The sequence below is a fragment of the Sphingobium scionense genome, assembly GCF_014197035.1.
Taxonomy (GTDB): Bacteria; Pseudomonadota; Alphaproteobacteria; order Sphingomonadales; family Sphingomonadaceae; genus Sphingobium; species Sphingobium scionense.
In genome coordinates, this window is sequence record NZ_JACIEU010000011.1 from 1 (window position 1) to 17,834 (window position 17,834).

Annotated in this window: 14 protein-coding genes; 5 read left to right on the forward strand and 9 right to left on the reverse strand. The window is 63.8% G+C overall.

Annotated features, from left to right (window positions below; genetic code table 11):
- The first annotated feature begins 129 nt into the window (after positions 1 to 129).
- Entirely contained in the window at positions 130 to 507 is a 378-nt protein-coding gene (locus GGQ90_RS13975) for a hypothetical protein (RefSeq protein ID WP_188082701.1), read from the forward strand.
- 196 nt (positions 508 to 703) lie between these two features.
- Here the strand turns inward: GGQ90_RS13975 and GGQ90_RS13980 are convergent, their stop codons facing one another.
- The 4 genes from GGQ90_RS13980 to GGQ90_RS13995 form a co-directional block, all read right to left on the reverse strand.
- Positions 704 to 1,237 carry a methylated-DNA--[protein]-cysteine S-methyltransferase gene (locus tag GGQ90_RS13980; RefSeq protein ID WP_188082702.1) on the reverse strand — a complete coding sequence of 178 codons (534 nt, stop codon included), beginning with the start codon at positions 1,235 to 1,237 and terminating at the stop codon, positions 704 to 706.
- A 94-nt stretch (positions 1,238 to 1,331) separates the two neighbouring features.
- On the reverse strand, positions 1,332 to 2,750 hold the full coding sequence (locus tag GGQ90_RS13985) for an efflux transporter outer membrane subunit (protein WP_188082703.1): 1,419 nt from the start codon (positions 2,748 to 2,750) through the stop codon (positions 1,332 to 1,334).
- Positions 2,751 to 2,752: 2 nt separating this feature from the next.
- Positions 2,753 to 5,932: an efflux RND transporter permease subunit gene (locus tag GGQ90_RS13990; RefSeq protein WP_188082704.1), complete on the reverse strand. Its 3,180-nt coding sequence runs from the start codon at positions 5,930 to 5,932 to the stop codon at positions 2,753 to 2,755.
- Positions 5,933 to 5,935: 3 nt separating this feature from the next.
- A complete protein-coding gene (locus GGQ90_RS13995; protein WP_188082705.1) occupies positions 5,936 to 7,135 on the reverse strand; it encodes an efflux RND transporter periplasmic adaptor subunit in 1,200 nt (399 codons plus the stop codon).
- Between the two features lie 116 nt (positions 7,136 to 7,251).
- Here GGQ90_RS13995 and GGQ90_RS14000 point away from each other — a divergent pair, with 116 nt between their 5' ends.
- Entirely contained in the window at positions 7,252 to 7,839 is a 588-nt protein-coding gene (locus GGQ90_RS14000) for a TetR/AcrR family transcriptional regulator (RefSeq protein ID WP_188082706.1), read from the forward strand.
- Here the strand turns inward: GGQ90_RS14000 and GGQ90_RS14005 are convergent.
- The 5 genes from GGQ90_RS14005 to GGQ90_RS14025 form a co-directional block, all read right to left on the reverse strand.
- The gene (locus GGQ90_RS14005; protein ID WP_188082707.1) at positions 7,836 to 8,978 is read right to left on the reverse strand and encodes a glycosyltransferase family 4 protein; all 1,143 of its coding nucleotides are present in this window, start codon (positions 8,976 to 8,978) and stop codon (positions 7,836 to 7,838) included. The two genes, GGQ90_RS14000 and GGQ90_RS14005, sit on opposite strands and share 4 nt — an antisense overlap.
- On the reverse strand, positions 8,975 to 10,255 hold the full coding sequence (locus tag GGQ90_RS14010) for a Xaa-Pro dipeptidase (protein WP_188082708.1): 1,281 nt from the start codon (positions 10,253 to 10,255) through the stop codon (positions 8,975 to 8,977). The genes GGQ90_RS14005 and GGQ90_RS14010 overlap by 4 nt, the downstream gene beginning before the upstream one ends.
- Before the next feature lie 395 nt (positions 10,256 to 10,650).
- Complete coding sequence (locus tag GGQ90_RS14015) at positions 10,651 to 13,548, reverse strand: M16 family metallopeptidase (RefSeq protein WP_188082709.1); 2,898 nt, start codon at positions 13,546 to 13,548, stop codon at positions 10,651 to 10,653.
- Between the two features lie 218 nt (positions 13,549 to 13,766).
- Positions 13,767 to 15,149 carry a DEAD/DEAH box helicase gene (locus tag GGQ90_RS14020; protein ID WP_188082710.1) on the reverse strand — a complete coding sequence of 461 codons (1,383 nt, stop codon included), beginning with the start codon at positions 15,147 to 15,149 and terminating at the stop codon, positions 13,767 to 13,769.
- Positions 15,150 to 15,429: 280 nt separating this feature from the next.
- The gene (locus GGQ90_RS14025) at positions 15,430 to 15,900 is read right to left on the reverse strand and encodes a pyridoxamine 5'-phosphate oxidase family protein (protein ID WP_188082879.1); all 471 of its coding nucleotides are present in this window, start codon (positions 15,898 to 15,900) and stop codon (positions 15,430 to 15,432) included.
- Positions 15,901 to 16,001: 101 nt separating this feature from the next.
- On the opposite strand from GGQ90_RS14025, the gene GGQ90_RS14030 reads away from it, so the two are divergent.
- From GGQ90_RS14030 to GGQ90_RS14040, 3 genes are all read left to right on the forward strand, one after another.
- Positions 16,002 to 16,580: a NifU family protein gene (locus GGQ90_RS14030; protein ID WP_188082711.1), complete on the forward strand. Its 579-nt coding sequence runs from the start codon at positions 16,002 to 16,004 to the stop codon at positions 16,578 to 16,580.
- A gap of 88 nt (positions 16,581 to 16,668) precedes the next feature.
- Positions 16,669 to 17,295, forward strand: coding sequence for a tRNA (adenosine(37)-N6)-threonylcarbamoyltransferase complex dimerization subunit type 1 TsaB (gene tsaB / locus GGQ90_RS14035; protein ID WP_188082712.1), 627 nt, complete (start codon positions 16,669 to 16,671; stop codon positions 17,293 to 17,295).
- On the forward strand, positions 17,292 to 17,774 hold the full coding sequence (locus tag GGQ90_RS14040) for a GNAT family N-acetyltransferase (protein ID WP_188082713.1): 483 nt from the start codon (positions 17,292 to 17,294) through the stop codon (positions 17,772 to 17,774). Before tsaB ends, GGQ90_RS14040 begins: the two co-directional genes overlap by 4 nt.
- The last annotated feature ends 60 nt before the right edge of the window (positions 17,775 to 17,834 follow it).

Sequence of the window (17,834 nt, forward strand, 5' to 3'; positions counted from 1 at the left end):
CCACCGAGATCGAATTCGCATGGGTGGGGCATGCCCCACCCATGCGATCGCCTCAATCTACACCGGAAATTACACCACGAGCGCGGACGCTAACGTTTTCTCGCCTTCTACCCCAGCGATCGCAGGAGTATGGTGAGTTTCGGCATAGACTATCAGTCCAGCTATGAAGCGGCGGAAGAGCAGATCCTGTGCAAAGCCGTCGTGACCGATCCGGACAAGGATTGCGCCAAGGCGGCTCCGAAAGGCCCCGATCGCGGGGATTCGCTGAACCTCTCCATCGAATATCGGCGCGCGACGGGCCTCAGCATTTTCGGGGCAAATATCGCCTATTCGCCCAAATTCACCTATGACAGCCTGAATGATGATTTTGGTGCAGAACTACCGATCTATTTCGTACCCACGGCAAAATCGCCCGTCCTGCCCGGCTTCAAGATCGGCTACGCATCCGATGAAAATAATCTAATCCTCGGCCTCTTTTTGAAGGCCAGCTTCGGCATGATGCACTAGGGGCGATCGACATTCAGATGATGACGTGACGAAAATGGTGGTTTTCCGTGACCCGGAGCGCAGCGTACTTAAAGTACGTGAGCACCGGAAGCGCGGAGAACCGCCATTTGCAGGCCGTCAGGGCTGAATGTCGATTGGCCCTAGCGCCCAGTGTCATAGGGCGATCGACGCGCAATGACATGAGGCTGGTCTGGCACTATCCCGCTCCGGCGTCGACAAACGGCGCTGGCGCAAACGAAAAAAGATCGTCCCCACCCTGCTCCAGATCGAGCAGATATTTCTTGGTCTCGACGCCGCCGGCAAAGCCGGTGAGCGCACCGTTGCTACCGACCACCCGGTGACAGGGCGCGATGATCGAGATCGGGTTGCGGCCATTGGCGGCGCCGACGGCGCGGGTCGCGGTCGGGCGGCCGATGGCGCGGGCGATGTCGGCATAGCTGCGCGTTTCGCCGAACGGGATATCGAGCAGCGCAGCCCAGACCTGGCGCTGGAAATCCGTGCCCTGGAAATGCAGCGGGACGGAGAAATGCTGCCGCTGGCCGGCGAAATATTCCGATAGCTGGGAGGCCGTGTCGCGCAACACCGGATGGTCGGTTGTTTCGGACCGGGTGCCCAGGCGGACGCGGGCGGGATCATCGTCGGGCCACAGGACCGCCATCAGTCCTTCGTCACTCGCGACCAGCGTCAGGTCGCCCACCGGCGACGTCATCGTCATACAGGCCAGGGTCATCGTCATCCTCCATGCGTCATCGCTGGAGATAGGCGATGATCCCCGCCCCCGCTTCCTGCCGCTTGCGGTCAAAGCCCGCAAGCGGCAGGCCGCATCATTTCAGGCCGCCACCCATGGCACGATACAGTTCGATCATGTTGGTGAGCCGCGCCAGGCGCGTCGTCACCAGGCTCTGCTCCGCGGTCGACAGGGTCCGCTGCGACACCAGGGTCGGCAGGAAGCCGTCGACACCCGCACGGAAGCGAGCCTGCGTCAGGTCATAGGCCTTGCGGGCGGCATCGCGCTGCGAGGTCTGCGCCTCGACCTGATCGGTCATCGTACCGCGCCGCGCGAGCCCATCGGCGACCTCGCGGAAGCCGGTCTGCACGCTCTTTTCATAAGTGGCGAGCATCGCGTCATAGGTCGCCCTGGCGTAGCGCAGATTGCCCTTGTTCCGGCCGAAGTCGAAGATCGGCAGGGTGGCGCTGGGCGCCACCGACCAGGTGTCGCTGCCCGATTTGAACAGGCCGGACAGGCCAAGGCTGACCGTGCCCAGCGCGGCCGTCAGCGACAACTGCGGGAAGAAGGCCGCCCGTGCCGCGCCGATATTGGCATTGGCCGCGATCAGTTGATGCTCGGCCGACGCGATGTCGGGCCGGCGCAGCAACAGGGTCGAGGGCAGTTCCGCCGGCAGATTGTCGAGCGTGACATGCCCTTCCGGCAGCGCCGACGGCAGATCATCGCTGCCAAGCGTCGTGCCCGCCAGCAGGTTCAGTGCATTCTGGTCCTGCACAACCAGCGTGGTGGCGCTGGCAATGGCGGCGCGCGCCTGGTCATAGCTGGTCTGTGCCTCACGCACTTCCAGTTCGGAGGCGATGCCCTTGTCGAAGCGCGCCTGGTTGAGGTCCAGCGTCTCCTTGAACGCGGTCGCCAGCGTGCGCGAGATCGACAGCAATTCCTGATCGGCGGCCATGTTCACCCATGCCGTCGCCACTTCCGCTACCAATGCGGTCTGGGCCGCATTACGGTTTTCGACCGAGGCGAAATATTGCTCCTGCGCCGCCTTGGTCAGGTTGCGCACCCGGCCGAACAGGTCGATTTCCCAGGACGAGATGCCGACCTGCGCCTGATAGACGTCGGTGTTGAGGCGCTGGCTCTGGCCGAACTGGACCAGCGGCTGTTCCGAATAGGTCGCCGTGCCGGTCGCTCCGACGGTCGGCAGCAGATCGGCCCGTTGCACCTTATACTGCGCCCGCGCCTGTTCGACATTGGCGATCGCAATGCGCAGGTCGCGATTATTGGCCAGGCTGGTCTCGATCACCCGCACCAGACGCGGGTCGGTGAAGAAATCGCGCCAGGCGGTGTCGGCCGGCACGATCGCCGCGCCGCCGTCCGCCGCGGCCGCATAGGCCGGCCCCTGGGGGCTGGCCTGCGGCACCGGCAGTTCGGGGCGGGCATATTTGGGCGCCATGTCACAGGCGGCCAGCGTCAGCGCCAGAGAGGCGACCGACATTGCTTTGATATTACGCAACATTCTTATGCCTCCTGCGGTGCGTTCGGCGTTTCGCCGTCGGCGTTTCGCTGTTCTTCCCCTTCATGATGTTCGCGGAACAACCGCTTCACCACGGTGAAGAAGACCGGCACGAAGAAGATGGCGAGGACGGTGGCAGACAGCATGCCGCCGACCACGGCCCAGCCGATGGCGTTCTGGCCACCCGCACCCGCGCCCTTGGACACGGCCAGCGGCAGCACGCCGAAGATGAAGGCGAAGCTGGTCATCAGGATCGGCCGCAGACGCAGCTTGCCCGCTTCCAGTGCCGCCTTGGCGGGCGACAGCCCTTCCCGCATCTTCTCTTCGGCAAATTCCACGATCAGGATCGCGTTCTTGGCCGACACGCCGATGGTCGTGATCAGACCCACCTGCAGATAGATGTCGTTGTTGAGACCCGCCAGCGTCGCCGCGATCACCGCGCCGAGCACGCCCAGCGGCACGACCAGCATGACCGCGATCGGCACCGACCAGCTTTCATAGAGCGCAGCCAGGCAGAGGAAGACGATCAGCATCGAGAGCGCATAGACATAGGGCGCCTGACCACCGGAGGTCTGTTCCTCATAGGAAATGCCGTTCCAGGCATAGCCGATACCGGCCGGCAGCTTGGCCGCGAACTCCTCCATCGCCTTCATCGCGGTGCCGCTGGACACGCCGGGCGCCGGGGCGCCCTGGATGTTCATCGACGGCACGCCATTATAGCGCTCCAGACGGGCCGGACCCTGGACCCATTCCGTGGTGGAGAAGGCGGAGAGCGGTGCCATCACGCCCGTGCTGCCACGCACATGATAGGCGTTGATCGCATCGGCCGAGGTCCGGAAGGGCGCATCGGCCTGGACATAGACACGCTTCACGCGGTCGCGGTCGATGAAGTCGTTGATATAGGATCCGCCCAGATTGGTGCTGATCGTATCATTGACGTCCGACTGGGCGATGCCCAGCGCACCGGCCGCTGCCTGATCGACGTTGAGCTTCAACTGTGGCGTATCTTCCAGACCATTGGGACGGACCTGCGCCAGGCGCTTGTCGCCCATCGCCATGCCCAGCAGTTGGTTACGGGCTTCCAGCAGTTTCTCATGACCCAGATTGGCCTGATCGAGCAGCTGGAAGTCGAAGCCGGACGCGTTGCCCAGTTCCTGCACCGCCGGCGGCACGAAGGCGAAGGCCATGCCCGAAGAAATCTTCTGGAACGCCATATTGGCGCGCAGGGCAATCGCGGGCACGCGGCTGTCGGCACTCGTGCGCTCGTGCCAATCCTTCATGCGGGCAAAGACGATGCCGACATTCTGGCCCTGACCGACGAAGCCGAAGCCCGCGACGGTGAAGACAGCCGAAACATTGGCCTTTTCATCCACCAGATAGTGGTCGCGCATCCGGGCCAACGCCCGTTCGGTCTCTTCCAGCGTCGTACCCGCAGGCAGCGACACCTGGTTGATGATGATGCCCTGATCCTCGTCCGGCAGGAAGCCGCTGGGCAGCCGCAGGAAGATGAAAGCCATGCCGACCACGACCAGACCATAGATCAGCATGGTGCGAACCCAGCTGCGCTCGACCTTCTCGACGCCCGCGCCATAGCGCACGACCCCCTTGTCGAAGGTCCGGTTGAACCAGTCGAAGAAGCGGCCCAGGACAGAACCGATCGGCCCGTTCCAGCTATGCCCGTGCGAAGCGGGCTTCAGGATGGTGGCGCACAGCGCCGGGGTCAGGATCAACGCGACCAGCACCGACAGGATCATCGACGACACGATGGTGATCGAGAACTGGCGGAAGATGACGCCGGTCGAGCCGCCGAAGAAGGCCATGGGCAGGAACACCGCCGACAGCACCAGGCCGATGCCGATCAGCGCGCCGCTGATCTCGTCCATCGACTTCTTGGCTGCTTCCTTGGGGCTTAGCCCCTCATCCTGGATCAGACGCTCGACATTCTCGACGACGACGATCGCGTCGTCGACCAGCAGGCCGATCGCCAGCACCATGCCGAACAGCGTCAGGGTATTGATGGTGAAGCCCGCCGCGCTGAGGATCGCAAGCGCGCCCAGCAACACCACCGGCACCGCGATGGTGGGGATCAGCGTCGCACGCCAGTTCTGCAGAAACAGGAACATGACCACGAACACCAGCAGCACGGCTTCGAACAGGGTATGAACCACCTGTTCCACCGACAGCTTGACGAAGGTCGAGTTGTCGACCGGGAAGTCATATTTGACCCAGCTCGGAAAATTCTTCGACAGTTGGTCCACGCGCGCCTTCACGGCTTCCACCGTGTCGAGCGCATTCGCACCCGGCGCCAGCTTGATGCCGAAGCCCGAGGCCGGATGGCCGTTGAACTTCACCCCGAAACCATAGGTTTCCGCGCCCAGTTCAACCTTGGCAACGTCCTTCATCAGCACGACCGAGCCGTCGCTGTTGCTGCGCAGGCGGATATTGCTGAATTCTTCGGGCGTGCGCAGGCGCGACTGGGCGGTGACGGTGGCGTTGAGCGCCTGCCCCTTGGGCGAGGGCGAGCCACCGATCTGGCCGGCCGACACCTGGGCGTTCTGCGCGGTGATCGCCGACTTCACGTCACCGGTGGTCACGCCCAGATTGGCCATCTTGTAGGGGTCGAGCCAGATGCGCATCGCATATTGCGAACCGAACAACTGGGTATCGCCGACGCCGGTCACGCGGCTCAACGGATCCTGAAGGCTCGACGCGATGAAGTCCGCAGCATCCTCCTGGTCATGGATGCCGTCGTCCGAATAGGCGGCCATGATCAGCAGGAAGCTGGACGTGGACTTGCCGACGCGCAGGCCCTGCTGCTGCACTTCCTGCGGCAACAAGGGGGTCGCCTGCGACAGCTTGTTCTGCACCTGCACCTGCGCGATGTCAGGGTCGGTGCCCTGCTCGAAGGTCAGGGTGATGCTAAGATTGCCCGAACCATCGCTGGTGGACGCGAAATAGCGCAGATTGTCGATGCCCTTGAGCTGCTGCTCGATGATCTGCGTCGTCGTGCTTTCCAGCGTCTGGGCGTTGGCACCGGGATAGGTGGTCTGGATCGTCACTGCCGGCGGGGCGATTTCCGGGAACTGCGCGACCGGCAGCGACCGGACCGCGAGCAAACCCGCAAGCATGATGACGATGGCGATGACCCATGCAAAGATGGGCCTGTCGATAAAATAGCGGGCCATGACTTAGTGCGCCTCGCCTGCGTTCGATCCGGCAGCCGCCTTCGCGCCACCCTGCGCAGCCGCGCTACCTTCGGGCGCGGTGACCTGCTGCGGGGCGCCGGGCTTAACCACCGTGCCGGGGCGCAGATTGACCAGCCCCTCCACGATCAACTTGTCGCCGGGCTTCAGCCCGCTGGTGACGATCCATTTGTCGCCGATCGCGCGGTCGACGGTGACCTGGCGCATCTCGACCTTGTTGTCCTTGCCCACGACCATCGCCGTAGCGCGGCCGCGCGCATCGCGCGAAATGCCCTGCTGCGGCGCCAGGATCGCCTGGGTGCGTTCGCCTTCGATCAGCTTGGCGCGGACATACATGCCCGGCAGCAGCAGGCCATCGGGATTGGGGAAAATCGCACGCAGCGTGACCGCGCCCGAGCTGGAATCCACCGTGACGTCCGCAAATTCCAACCGGCCTTCGACCGGATAGATGCTGCCATTGGGCAGGATCAGCTGAATGCGGGCACCCTGCGCCTCGCTGATGCCGCCGGCCTTCATCGCCTGCTTGAGGTCGATGATCTGCGCCGCCGACTGGGTGACATCAACATAGACACGGTCGGTGCGCTGGATCGTCGTCAGTGCCTCGGTCTGGCCGGTCTGGACCAGCGCGCCGGGAGTCTGGAGCGAGCGGCCGATACGACCGGAGATAGGTGCGCGGATGCGGGTGAAATTCTGGTTCACCTGCGCGGCCTGGACCGCACCCTGCTGCGCCGCAACATTGGCGCGCGCCTGCTGGGCAGCCGCTGCGGCATCGTCATATTCCTGCTTCGACACCGCGTTGATGCCGACCAGATCCTTGTAGCGCTGCGCCTGCAGCCCGGTCGAGCGGATCGCCGCCTGGGCATTGGCCAGCGAACCCTGCGCCTGAGCGAGGGCAGCCCGATAGGGCGCGTCGTCAATCTCGTAGAGCATCTGCCCGGCCTGGACGTTGCCGCCCTCGGTAAACAGGCGACGGCGGATGATGCCGCTGATCTGCGGCCGGACTTCGGCCGTTTCGAAGGCCGAGATACGGCCCGGAAGCTCGTTGAGCAACGGCGCCGACTCGGTCTTGAGCGTCACCACGCCCACGCTGGGCGGCGGCGGTGCGGGCGGTGCTTCCTGACCGCAAGCGCTCAGCGCGAGGGCCGAAACGCAGGCCAGCAATCCGAACAAGTTCCCCTTTTGCATCGATTTTCCCAATCCGATAAATATCGCAGGACCGGAATGAACGTTCATTCCGCTTGCCGCGCACCTAAGAAGCTGTCAGAGGGAATTCAAGAGAAAAACAAATTTCCGAGGGTAAAATGGTTGCAGCGCAGCATGAAAAAAGCAGTCGCGACCGTGTTCTTGCAGCGGCGCGAGACCTGTTCAACAGCCATGGTTTCCACCAGACGTCCATGGCCGAACTCGCTTCCGCCGCACAGGTATCAGTGGGGCAAATATATCGACTTTTCAAAGGAAAGGAAGATATCATTGAGGCCATCGTCCACGCCGACGCCGATCAGTGGGCGGAGGATGTCGATATCCTGCGCAAACGGCTCGACAGTGGCGAGTTGAGCATCGACGATACGTTCGAGCAACTGATGCTGCACGTCATTGACGAAAAGGATGAGGCGCTCTCCTTCGACATCCTGGCCGAAAGCTTCCGCAATCCGACGGTCGGGGAAATGATCGGCACCATGTGCGGCCGCTTCCGCGACGATATTCGTGACTTTGCCTGCGCCGCCAACCCTGACCTGTCAGGCGAGGCGCTGGATGGCGCAGAGGAGATGATCCTGGCCTGCATGTTCGGCCTGGGCCATCGCAGCCTGTCGCGTCCCAACCTCAGCCCGGAAGCATCAGCCCGGCGCGCCGCCCAGATGATCGTCGCCGGATTGAAAGCGGTGCGTTAACCGCCTGCCACCTGGCCATAAAGCGCTACCGTTTCACGCGCGCACCGATCCCAGCTATAGCCGCCGGCGACGGCCAGTCCGGCATCACGCGCTCGCGTCCGCCATTCGGCATCGACCAGAGCCCGCTCCAGCCGATGCGCGAAATCGTCGATATCCTCCGGCTCGACCAGCATGGCCGCGCCACCCGTCACTTCGGGCAGGCAGGAGGCATTGGCGACGACGGTCGGCACCCCACTCGCCATGGCCTCGACCGGCGGCAGGCCAAAGCCTTCATAAACGGACGGATAGACGAACAGCGCCGCACCAGCATAAAGCAGCGGCAGATCCTCCTCCGGTACGAAGCCGAGATAGCGCACCCAGCCCTCGCGGGCGCCACGCGCCATTAGCGCCTGAACATCGTCACTCAGCCAACCGGCCCCGCCCGTCACCATCAACGGCCAACGGCCGCGCACCGACGAGGGCAGCATTTCCCATGCCTGCAACAACTGCGGGATGCGCTTGCGCGGCTCCACCGTCGACACGCACAGGGCATAGCCTTGTGGTGCCAGATCATAGCGCGCGAGCGCCGGCTGCAATTGGGCAGCATCACGCGGCATGAAGGCCGGGCTGGCCGCCAATGGCACCGCGGTGACCTGCGCGGGCGAAAGCGAGAGAAAATCGATCACCTCGTCCCGCGTGGTCGCACTGTCGGTGATGATATGGGCCGCGCGGGCAATCGATGCCGCGAAATTCCGTTCGAACTGCTGCAATCGCGCCGCTGGATGGGTTTCGGGATAACGGAAGACCGACAGGTCATGGACGGTGATGACGCCCCCCTCGGCTGCCGCCGGCAGGAAATAATTAGGCCCATGGAACAGATGCGACCGCATGACGGCCGCATCGCGCATGTCCCGTCCCCACTTGCGCAAGCCAGTGGTGCGCTTGCGCAGCCAGCGATGGACCTTGTGCCGCTGCTTGGGCGTGACGGGCTCTTCCAGCAGCTTTGTCGGGTCAGCGATCCATTCGCCATTGCGATAGAAGCGGACACCATCCACCTCAGGCGCATCACCGATGCGCTGCGCCAGTTCCCAACTATAGCGACCGATACCGGACAGGCGCGGCTCCAGCGCCTCGACCGACAAGATGACCTTCACGCTCATTCGACCAGTTCGCCGCCCTTCACCACGTCACTCACATGCTCCAGCAAGGTCACGTCCTTGAGCGGATCGCCCTGCACCGCGACGATGTCGCCATAGCGGCCGACCGCGATCGCGCCGACGTCGGCTTCCCAGCCCAACGCCCTGGCACCGCTGACGGTCGCCGCCTGGATCGCCTGCATCGGCGTCATGCCCCATTCGACCATCTTGGCGAACTGCTTGCCATTGTCGCCATGGGGATAGACGCCGGCATCGGTGCCGAACAACATCGGCACGCCCGCCTTCACCGCCTTGCGAAAGGTTTCCCGCTGGAGACGCCCGATCAGCTTTTCCTTGTCCAGGCTCTCCTGTTCGGTGCCATTGGCCGTGCCGGTCGCCAGGATATAATCGTCATTATAGATATCCATGTCGAACCAGGTCTTGCTGCTCGCCGCCAGCTTGATCGTCTCGTCATCCGCCAGGCTGCAATGTTCGATCGTGTCGATCCCCGCCTCGATCGCGGTGCGGATGCCGTCATTGCCATGGGCATGCGCCGCGACCTTCAGGCCCAGCATATGCGCCTCGTCGGCGATCGCCTTCATCTCGTCAAGGCTCAGTTGCTGCGCGCCGACCGCATCACCCAGCGAGAAGACGCCACCGGTCGCGCAGATCTTGATCACCCGTGCGCCATATTTGTGCAGCCAGCGCACCTTGGCGCGCGCCTCCTGCGGGCTGTCGACCACCGACGGCTCCTTGCGATCCATCGAGGGTGGCAGGCCGCCGCCATCGCAATGGCCGCCGGTCGCGCCGATCGCATAGCCGGCCGGAATGATCCGCGGCCCGACGATCTGCCTTTCCTCGATAGCCTGCTTCAGGCCCACATCGGCAAAATCGGCCGAACCGACATTGCGCACCGTGGTGAAACCGGCCTTCAGCGTGATCCGCGCATTCTTGACGCCCACGGCTGTCCAGAAACTGTCGGTATAACGCAGCCCTTGATACCCGCCCACTTCGGCCAGGCTGGTGAGGTGGACATGCATGTCGATCAGGCCCGGCAATATGGTCTTGCCCGACAGGTCGATATGCTTGACATCGCTGCCCCAGCGCACGGTCCGGGCATCGGCGATGCCGGTGATGCGGCCGTCGGTGATGAAGACAGCCGGATAATCGATCGTCTTGCCGGCCAGCACATCGACCATATGGTCCGCGGTGACGACCACCTGCGCGGCAAGCGCCGGCGCGGCGGCCAGCGACAACAGGATGGTGGCGGCCATGGCCGATGCCCGGACAGTCTTCAACATGCGATGTAAATCCCCCTGGGACCAGCGCTGCCTTGCCCTTCTTGGCCGGATCATCGCTGCCCTCAAGCCCCTGACCTAGCGGCCAAAGCCGACCAGCGGCAAGGACAAAGATGGAAGGCCGCCAACTGTTTCGACCCCGTCCATCGCAAGCCCTCGCTTCGCCCACAACCCGTTCGCCGCTCGACCCTTGGCATGTCGATCGAGCGAGGTATTTCATGGACCTGGAAGCGAATTTCGGCCGCGCCTAGTTCGAGCAGCGGCGCGACCGCAGCCGCCAGTTCGTCGCGCGATACGCCACATCGACGCTGCGCAACATGCATCTGGAATAGGCGCGTTTCTATCAGCAATTTTTGCAGGCGGAGGAAATGCAAGTTGCCTCCGCCTGATCCTGCCACCTATTTGGCGGCCATACCCTGCGGCAGCACCACCGCCGACCAACTCTTGCCCGGCACCAGATATTTGGTCGCCAGCGACTGGATATCGGCCGGCGTAAGGTTGAGCAGATCCTGGCTCATCGTCTGCATTGCCTGGATATACCGGGGGTCATGGGTTGCCCCCTCCATCTGGCTCATCCAGAAGGCATTGCCGGTGCTGGCCCGCATCAGTTGCTGACGCATCGGCACCACCGCGCGTTGCAATTCGTCGGCGCTGATCGGTGCCTTGACCAGATCCGCCGCCGTTTCCTTCACGACGCTGTAGAAATAATTGACCCGGTCGGGCCGCACCTGGCTCGTCACCAATATGTAGCCGCCACTGTCATAGGAGAAGGGCCAGCTATTCTGCACGCTGGGCGAATAGGCCGCACCCTCGGTCGAGCGCAGCTTGTCGAACAGGCGATCATTGAAGATCTGGGTCAGGATTTCGAGCTGGCGTGCTTCCTTCGTCAGCGCAAAACCGCCCGATGTCGGCCAGGCCATGACGGCAGCCGCCTGTTCCTTGTCGCCATCATGGCGCAGGATGACCGGCTGTTCGACATGGGCGGGGAAACGCTGCACCTTGTTCGCGGCCGGCACCGGCACGTCCGGGCGCGCCGGCATCGCGCCAAAAGTCGCGGCCGCGGCCTCAATTGCCTCCTCGGCCTTCACCTGACCGAAAATCTGGATCTCGATCGGGCCGGACCCCAGGATCGGTTCCCAGGTCTGGCGGAAGCTCTGCGGCGTCAACGCGTTGATCTCCGCCTTGGACGGCGTGCGGAACCGCACATCCTTGTCATGCAGCAACCAGTTGAGATCGCGCGCCAGCACGCTATCGGGCGCCCGCGACATCGCATCATAGGCCACCGACGCGCCGGTTTTCACCCGCGCGATCGGCGCCGGATCCCAGCCGGGCTGGTACAGCTTGGCCGCAAATAGGCGCAGTTGATCCTTATAATCCGCCGGACGGGTCACGGCCTGCAATTCGAACGCGTCATCGTCGGTCGAAAAATCCATGCCCATGCGACGACCGTTGGTCAGGTCATCCAGCTCACGCTGGCCCAGCTTGCCGATGCCGCTCGCCACCAGCGCGTAGCCCGCAGCCCAGCTTGCGACGGGATTGGTCGGGGAAAAGGCCTGCTGGCCATGGCCGAAGCGGACATTGATGCGCACCTTTTCGGTCTCGGCATCATTGGCGAACAGCGTCAGCTTGACGCCGTTGGAGAAAGTGATGCTCTCCATGCCCTGCAACGCGACCGGAGTGCGCGACACCACCGTCGCGGGCGCGCCGAATTTGGGCAGGTCGTCCATCGTCACCGCCTTGTCGGCCAGACGGGCATTGGTCGCCGCCTTGACCGGCGCAGCGAGCGCGGCGGCCAGCTTCTGGTCCTGCCCCGCCTCGACCTTGCCAGTGATCAGCATCGCGCGGAACACGCCGGCGGAGAACAGCCGACGGGTGGAATCGAGGATCTTCTGCGGCGTCATCGCAGGCCTGCCCGAACGGAAGATATCCAGCGCAGCCTGCGGACTGACGGTAGTTTCGCGGATATCGACCGCACTCACCAGATCGCTCGCCTGCTTGGCGCCGGCTTCCGTGTCGGCATTTTCAACCTGAATCGCCAGCGCCGTGTCGAGTTGCGCATATTCGCGATCGATTTCCTGCTGGGTCGGCGGCGCGGCCTTGGCATCCTCGATGATCGCGCGCACATCGGCCAGCGCCTTTTCCCAATTGTCGCCGGTCGGCGTGATGGTCAGAAAAGTGCCATCGGCCGATCGGCTGATGTCCTGCTGGTCGACGCCCGCCGCCAGAAAGCTGCCCCCTGCCCGCGCGGCCTGCTCCAGGCGCCGGCTGACGATCTGCAACGCCAGCATGTCGGTCAGCTTGTCCTGATTATAGACGATAGTGTCGGCATGCGGCTTCCACGGGCGCAGCCAGGCCATGGTGAGGCCCGTCGGCGCGCCGGGTTCCACCACGACGCGGGTGGCCGGCGCCTTGGCGTCGGGCTCGCCGAAATCAGGCTGCTCCGCGCCCTTGCCACTATCCTGCCAGCTGGCGAAATTATCCTTGAGCAACTGTTCGGCCAGCGCGGGATCGATATCCCCGGCGATCGCGATCACGGTGTTTTCAGGGCGATACCAGCGCTGGTGGAAGGCTTCGGCTTTGGCCGCCGTCACCGCGTTCAGGGTCGCGACAGTGCCGATCGGCGCATGATCGGCAAGCGGCTGGCCGGCAAAGAAATGCTGGCGACTGGCATCGGAAATCCGCATCTGCGGCCCGTCGCTCTCGCGCCGTTCGGCCAGTACCACCGCCCGTTCGGCGTCAACCGCACTGTCGACGATATTGGGATCGGTCATCATGCCGGCCAGGATCTTCAGGCTTTCGCCAAGGCTCGTCTGATTGGCCTGGGGCAGGTCAAGCGCATAGGTGGTGCCGGTCGGCGTGGTCGCGGCATTGCTGTCGCTGCCAAAGGTCACGCCCAGCCGCTGCCAGATGCGCTTCGATTCGCCGTCGGGCACATGGCGCGACCCGCGCATCGACAGATGCTCCATGAAATGGGCATAGCCTTGCTCATCGGGCCGCTCCATCAGCGATCCGGCATCGATCCGCAGGCGAACGGACACCTGCCCCGGCGGCACGCCGTTGCGGCGAATGGCATAGCGCAGGCCGTTGGACAGGGTACCAAAGCGCCAGGCCGCATCGATCGGCACATCGCTATTTTCGTAGAGCCAGGGGCGGATATCCGCCTGACTGCCACCCGACGCGACCTTGCCGCTGGCAATCGCCGGATCGGTTTTCGCCGCAAGCGGCAGGGGGGAGCCCGACAAAAGCAGGGCAAGGATGGTGAGCGAAGCGGCCGAACGGCGGGGGGTCAAACGCATAGGCAGGGGAGCCTAGCGGCATTTTCCTGAATGACCACTGACAATGATGGTCACGTCCCGGCTTCCACCCGCTTTGCCTTGTGATGTCGACTGAAGGAGCAGGAAAATGGACGGGGCCTGACGAGCATCGCTCATCAGGCCCCGGGGGAATCCATGGCTTACAGCAACGAGACCAGGAGGGCTTGATGCGGCTGCATCGCGCCTCCCGGGATCAGCGATCAGCGCGGCGCGCCGGTGCGCTGAACCGCGCCCTTGTGCGCACCGACGCTGCCGCCGCCGCCGCGACGGCGACGAAACGGCTTCTTCGCGCCATCGCCTTCGCCACGATGCGCCTTGTCGGGCGCGCCACGCTGGGCCTTCTGCCCATCCTGATACCGACGCTGGCCTTCGGCCCGCTTGGCCTGCTGGGCCGGGCTCTGGCTCGGCCCCTTGCGCGGCGCAGCCGGCTTGGGCAGGTTACGCACCGCCTCCAGGAAATTCTCCGGCAGCGGCACGATTTCGGGCTTTACCTTGGTCGCCCGTTCAATCGCCTTCAGATAGGGCCGCTCGTCATCCGCCACGAAGCTGATGGCGATGCCATCCGCCCCTGCGCGCGCCGTGCGCCCGATGCGGTGGACATACTGTTCCGGCACGTTCGGGATTTCGAAATTGATGACATGGCTGACACCCGACACGTCGATGCCGCGCGCGGCGATGTCGGTCGCCACCAGCAGCTTCACCTTGCCCTGGCGGAACGCCTGCAATGCGGTGGTGCGCTGGCCCTGGCTCTTGTTGCCGTGGATCGCGAATGCATCGATGCCGGCGCCTTCCAGAAAGCGCACGACGCGATCGGCGCCATGCTTGGTGCGGGTGAAGATCAGCGCGCGGTCGATCTCTTCGGTCTTCAGCACGATATGCAGCAGTGCCTGCTTCTCCGCCTGGTTGACGAAGGTCAGCTGCTGGCGGACACGCTCGGCCGTGGTCGACTGCGGCGCCACGCTGACCTTGACCGGATCATTGAGGAACTGGCCAGCCAGCGCCTCGATTTCCTTGGGCATGGTGGCCGAGAAGAACAGGTTCTGGCGATCACGCGGCAACAGCTTGGCGATGCGCTTGAGCGGGTGGATGAAACCCATGTCCATCATCTGGTCGGCTTCGTCGAGGACGAAAATTTCCGTGTCCTTGATGGTGAAGGCGCGCTGGTCGATCAGGTCGAGCAGGCGGCCAGGCGTGGCGACGACGATGTCGACACCGGCCGAAAGGGCACGGATCTGCTTGTTGACCGGCACGCCGCCAAACACGGTTTCGACCGACAGACGCATGAAACGGCCATAGTCGCGGAAGCTCTGGGCGATCTGCGCGGCCAGTTCGCGGGTCGGCGACAGCACCAGCATGCGACAGCCCTTGATCGGAGTCGGTTTGGGGTTGCGCGCAAAATAGTCGAGGCTGGGCAGCGCGAAGGCCGCGGTCTTGCCGGTGCCGGTCTGGGCGATGCCGCACAGGTCGCGGCCTTCCAGCAGGACCGGAATGGCCTTTTGCTGGATTGGCGTGGGTTGGGCATAATTTTTGGCGGTCAGCGCCTTGATGATCGGCTCGGAAAGGCCAAGTTCATTGAATTGCATGAAAAACTCACAAGTCGGCCGGGCGCCAACTCGTCCTGCGGACGCAGGGAGGGCGCGAGGCGGGTTACGAAACGACCCGCGTGAAAAGGGAAGCCTCAAGCTTGGCGCAGACTGTCATTGGCCGGTCCGCATGACTTGTCAAAGCACGGGACGATCACGCTGCCAATCGCTATAGGGCCTTCCGGGCCATGCTGCGCTGCATCACATATGAATGAGATCGGCCGGAAAAGCAAGCGGCCACGGACCCGTTGTCCGCAGCCGCCGCTTCATATTCACACCTTCATAGTGCGATTTCGGCGTGCTTGTCCTGCAACTCGGCCCGTACATCGCCGCCAAACATCATCTTGAATACGCCACCTATCGACAGATCGGCGCGCCAGATTTCCGCCGTGCCCAGATCGAGGCGCAGCATCAGCAGGTTGGGATCCTGCCGTCCGCCCGGATACCAGGCTTCCACCTGCTTCGACCAATAGCGGTCGATGACTGCCTCGTCGGTTTCCGGCACCAGCGTCCCGTTGATGCAGGCGAACAGATAGTGGTCCTTGGCCGCGAACTGCGCCATGGCCGGGCCACCCGCCGCCAGCCTGTTGTCCCGGCTCGTATAGAACCAGAAGCAATGATTGGCGTCCGGGTCGAGTTGCGCGGTCATCGGCACGCTGTGCGCGCCACTTCCCTGCAGTCCGACCATCAGGAAGGGACTGCTCGACAGATCCGCCCAGAAACGGTCGCGAATATTCTCATCGGCACTCATCATGGCTCTCCTTGGTTGACCTTTCCCAATCAATGGCCGGTGGCAAGGGAAGTTCCGTTTGCCGACTTGATCTCGCGCTCGCACGTCGCCACATAGCGACTATGCTGATCGAGACCGAACTCACGCCCAATCCGGCGACCGTCAAATTCCTCCCGGGCCAGGCCGTAATGGGTGCCGCCGGCACCCGCGACTTCGCCACCCCCGAGGAGGCGGAAGCATCGCCGCTGGCCGACGCGCTGTTCGGCCTCGGCGACGTGACCGGCGTCTTCTTCGGTGCCGACTTCATTTCCGTCACGATCGCACCGGGCGCCGAATGGAGCGATGTGAAGCCCGAAATCCTCTCGATCCTGCTCGACCATTTTTCGGCCAACATGCCGCTCTTCGCCGCGGGCAGCGCTGCCGGCTTCAGCGTCCCGGCCGAGGAAGAGGCCTTCACCGATGATCCGGAAGATGCCGAGATCGTCGACCAGATCAAGGATCTGATCGAAACCCGCGTGCGCCCGGCTGTCGCCAATGACGGTGGCGACATCATCTATCGCGGCTTCGACAAGGGCACGGTCTATCTGCGCATGCAGGGGGCCTGCGCCGGCTGCCCCTCCTCCTCCGCCACGCTCAAGAACGGCATCGAGCAGTTGCTCAAGCATTATGTGCCCGAAGTGACGGAAGTCCGCGCAGTCTGACCCTGCGATGACCGGATTTGGCAAATCGCGCCGGATCGATTAACCGCAGCCATATCCATATCGGCATCGTGGCTTCGGGGGAGTGAATTTGCGCATATTGGTCATCGACACCGCCACGCAGGCGCTGTCCGTTGCGCTGCTGGAAGACGGCCGGCCGATCGGCCATTTTCATGAAATCGTCGGGCGCGGCCATGCCGAAGCCCTGCTACCCGCGATCGCCGCGCTGCCTGATGGCGGGCGCGCCGACGCGATCGCGGTCGATGTCGGTCCGGGCAGCTTCACCGGCGTGCGCATCGGCATCGCTGCCGCCCGCGCGCTGGCGCTCGCCTGGTCGGTGCCGCTCCATGGCTATAGTGCCTTCTCGCTCATCGCCGCGATGGCTGCCGACGACCATCGGGATGGGCCGATCGCGGTCACCATTACGGGTGGTCATGGCGAACTATTCTGGCAAGTCTTCGAGGCGGACGGCCGCATTGCCACGACCCAGCCCGCCTCCACCCCCATCAGCACGCTCGCGACCCAACTCGACATGGCCCAATTTTACGGCACCGGCGCCGAGGCGCTGGTGACCGCACGCGGCGATGGCACGGCGATCGCGCTCTACCCAGAGGCCGCCCGCTACAGCCTGATTGCCGGCCTGCCCCCCCTCTCCTCCTCGCCCCTCTATGGCCGCGCGGCGGATGCCAAGACGATCGCGGAGCGTGCAGCTTCATGATCCCCGCCGGCCTGACGCTCGATACCTATGAAGCGGGAGAGCGCAACGCGCTCGCCGACGCCATGGACGTCATGACCCGTGCATTCGACCCGCTCTTCGGCGAGGCCTGGACCCTGCCCCAATTGTCGGGCGTCATGACCATGCCCGGCACATGGCTCACCATCGCCCATATCGATGCCGCCCCGCTGGGCTTCGCGCTGATCCGGTCGGTGTTGGACGAATGCGAATTGCTGCTACTGGCGGTCGATCCGCTATGGCGCGGCCGCGGCATCGGCCGGGCCTTGCTTGGACACAGCCTGACACTTGCGCGTCGCCGCGGCATCACATCGATGAATCTGGAAGTCCGCGCATCGAACATGGCGGTCAAACTCTACGAGAATATTGGCTTCGAATACGTACATCGTCGCCCCGGTTACTATCGCGGCAATGATGGCAAGCTTCATGATGCCTTGAGCTTTCGCATCGACATGCTTGTTTAAGGCAATCTTCTCTTGCGAAGCCTGGCTACAGGGTCTAGCCAAGATATACCGCTCTGAATC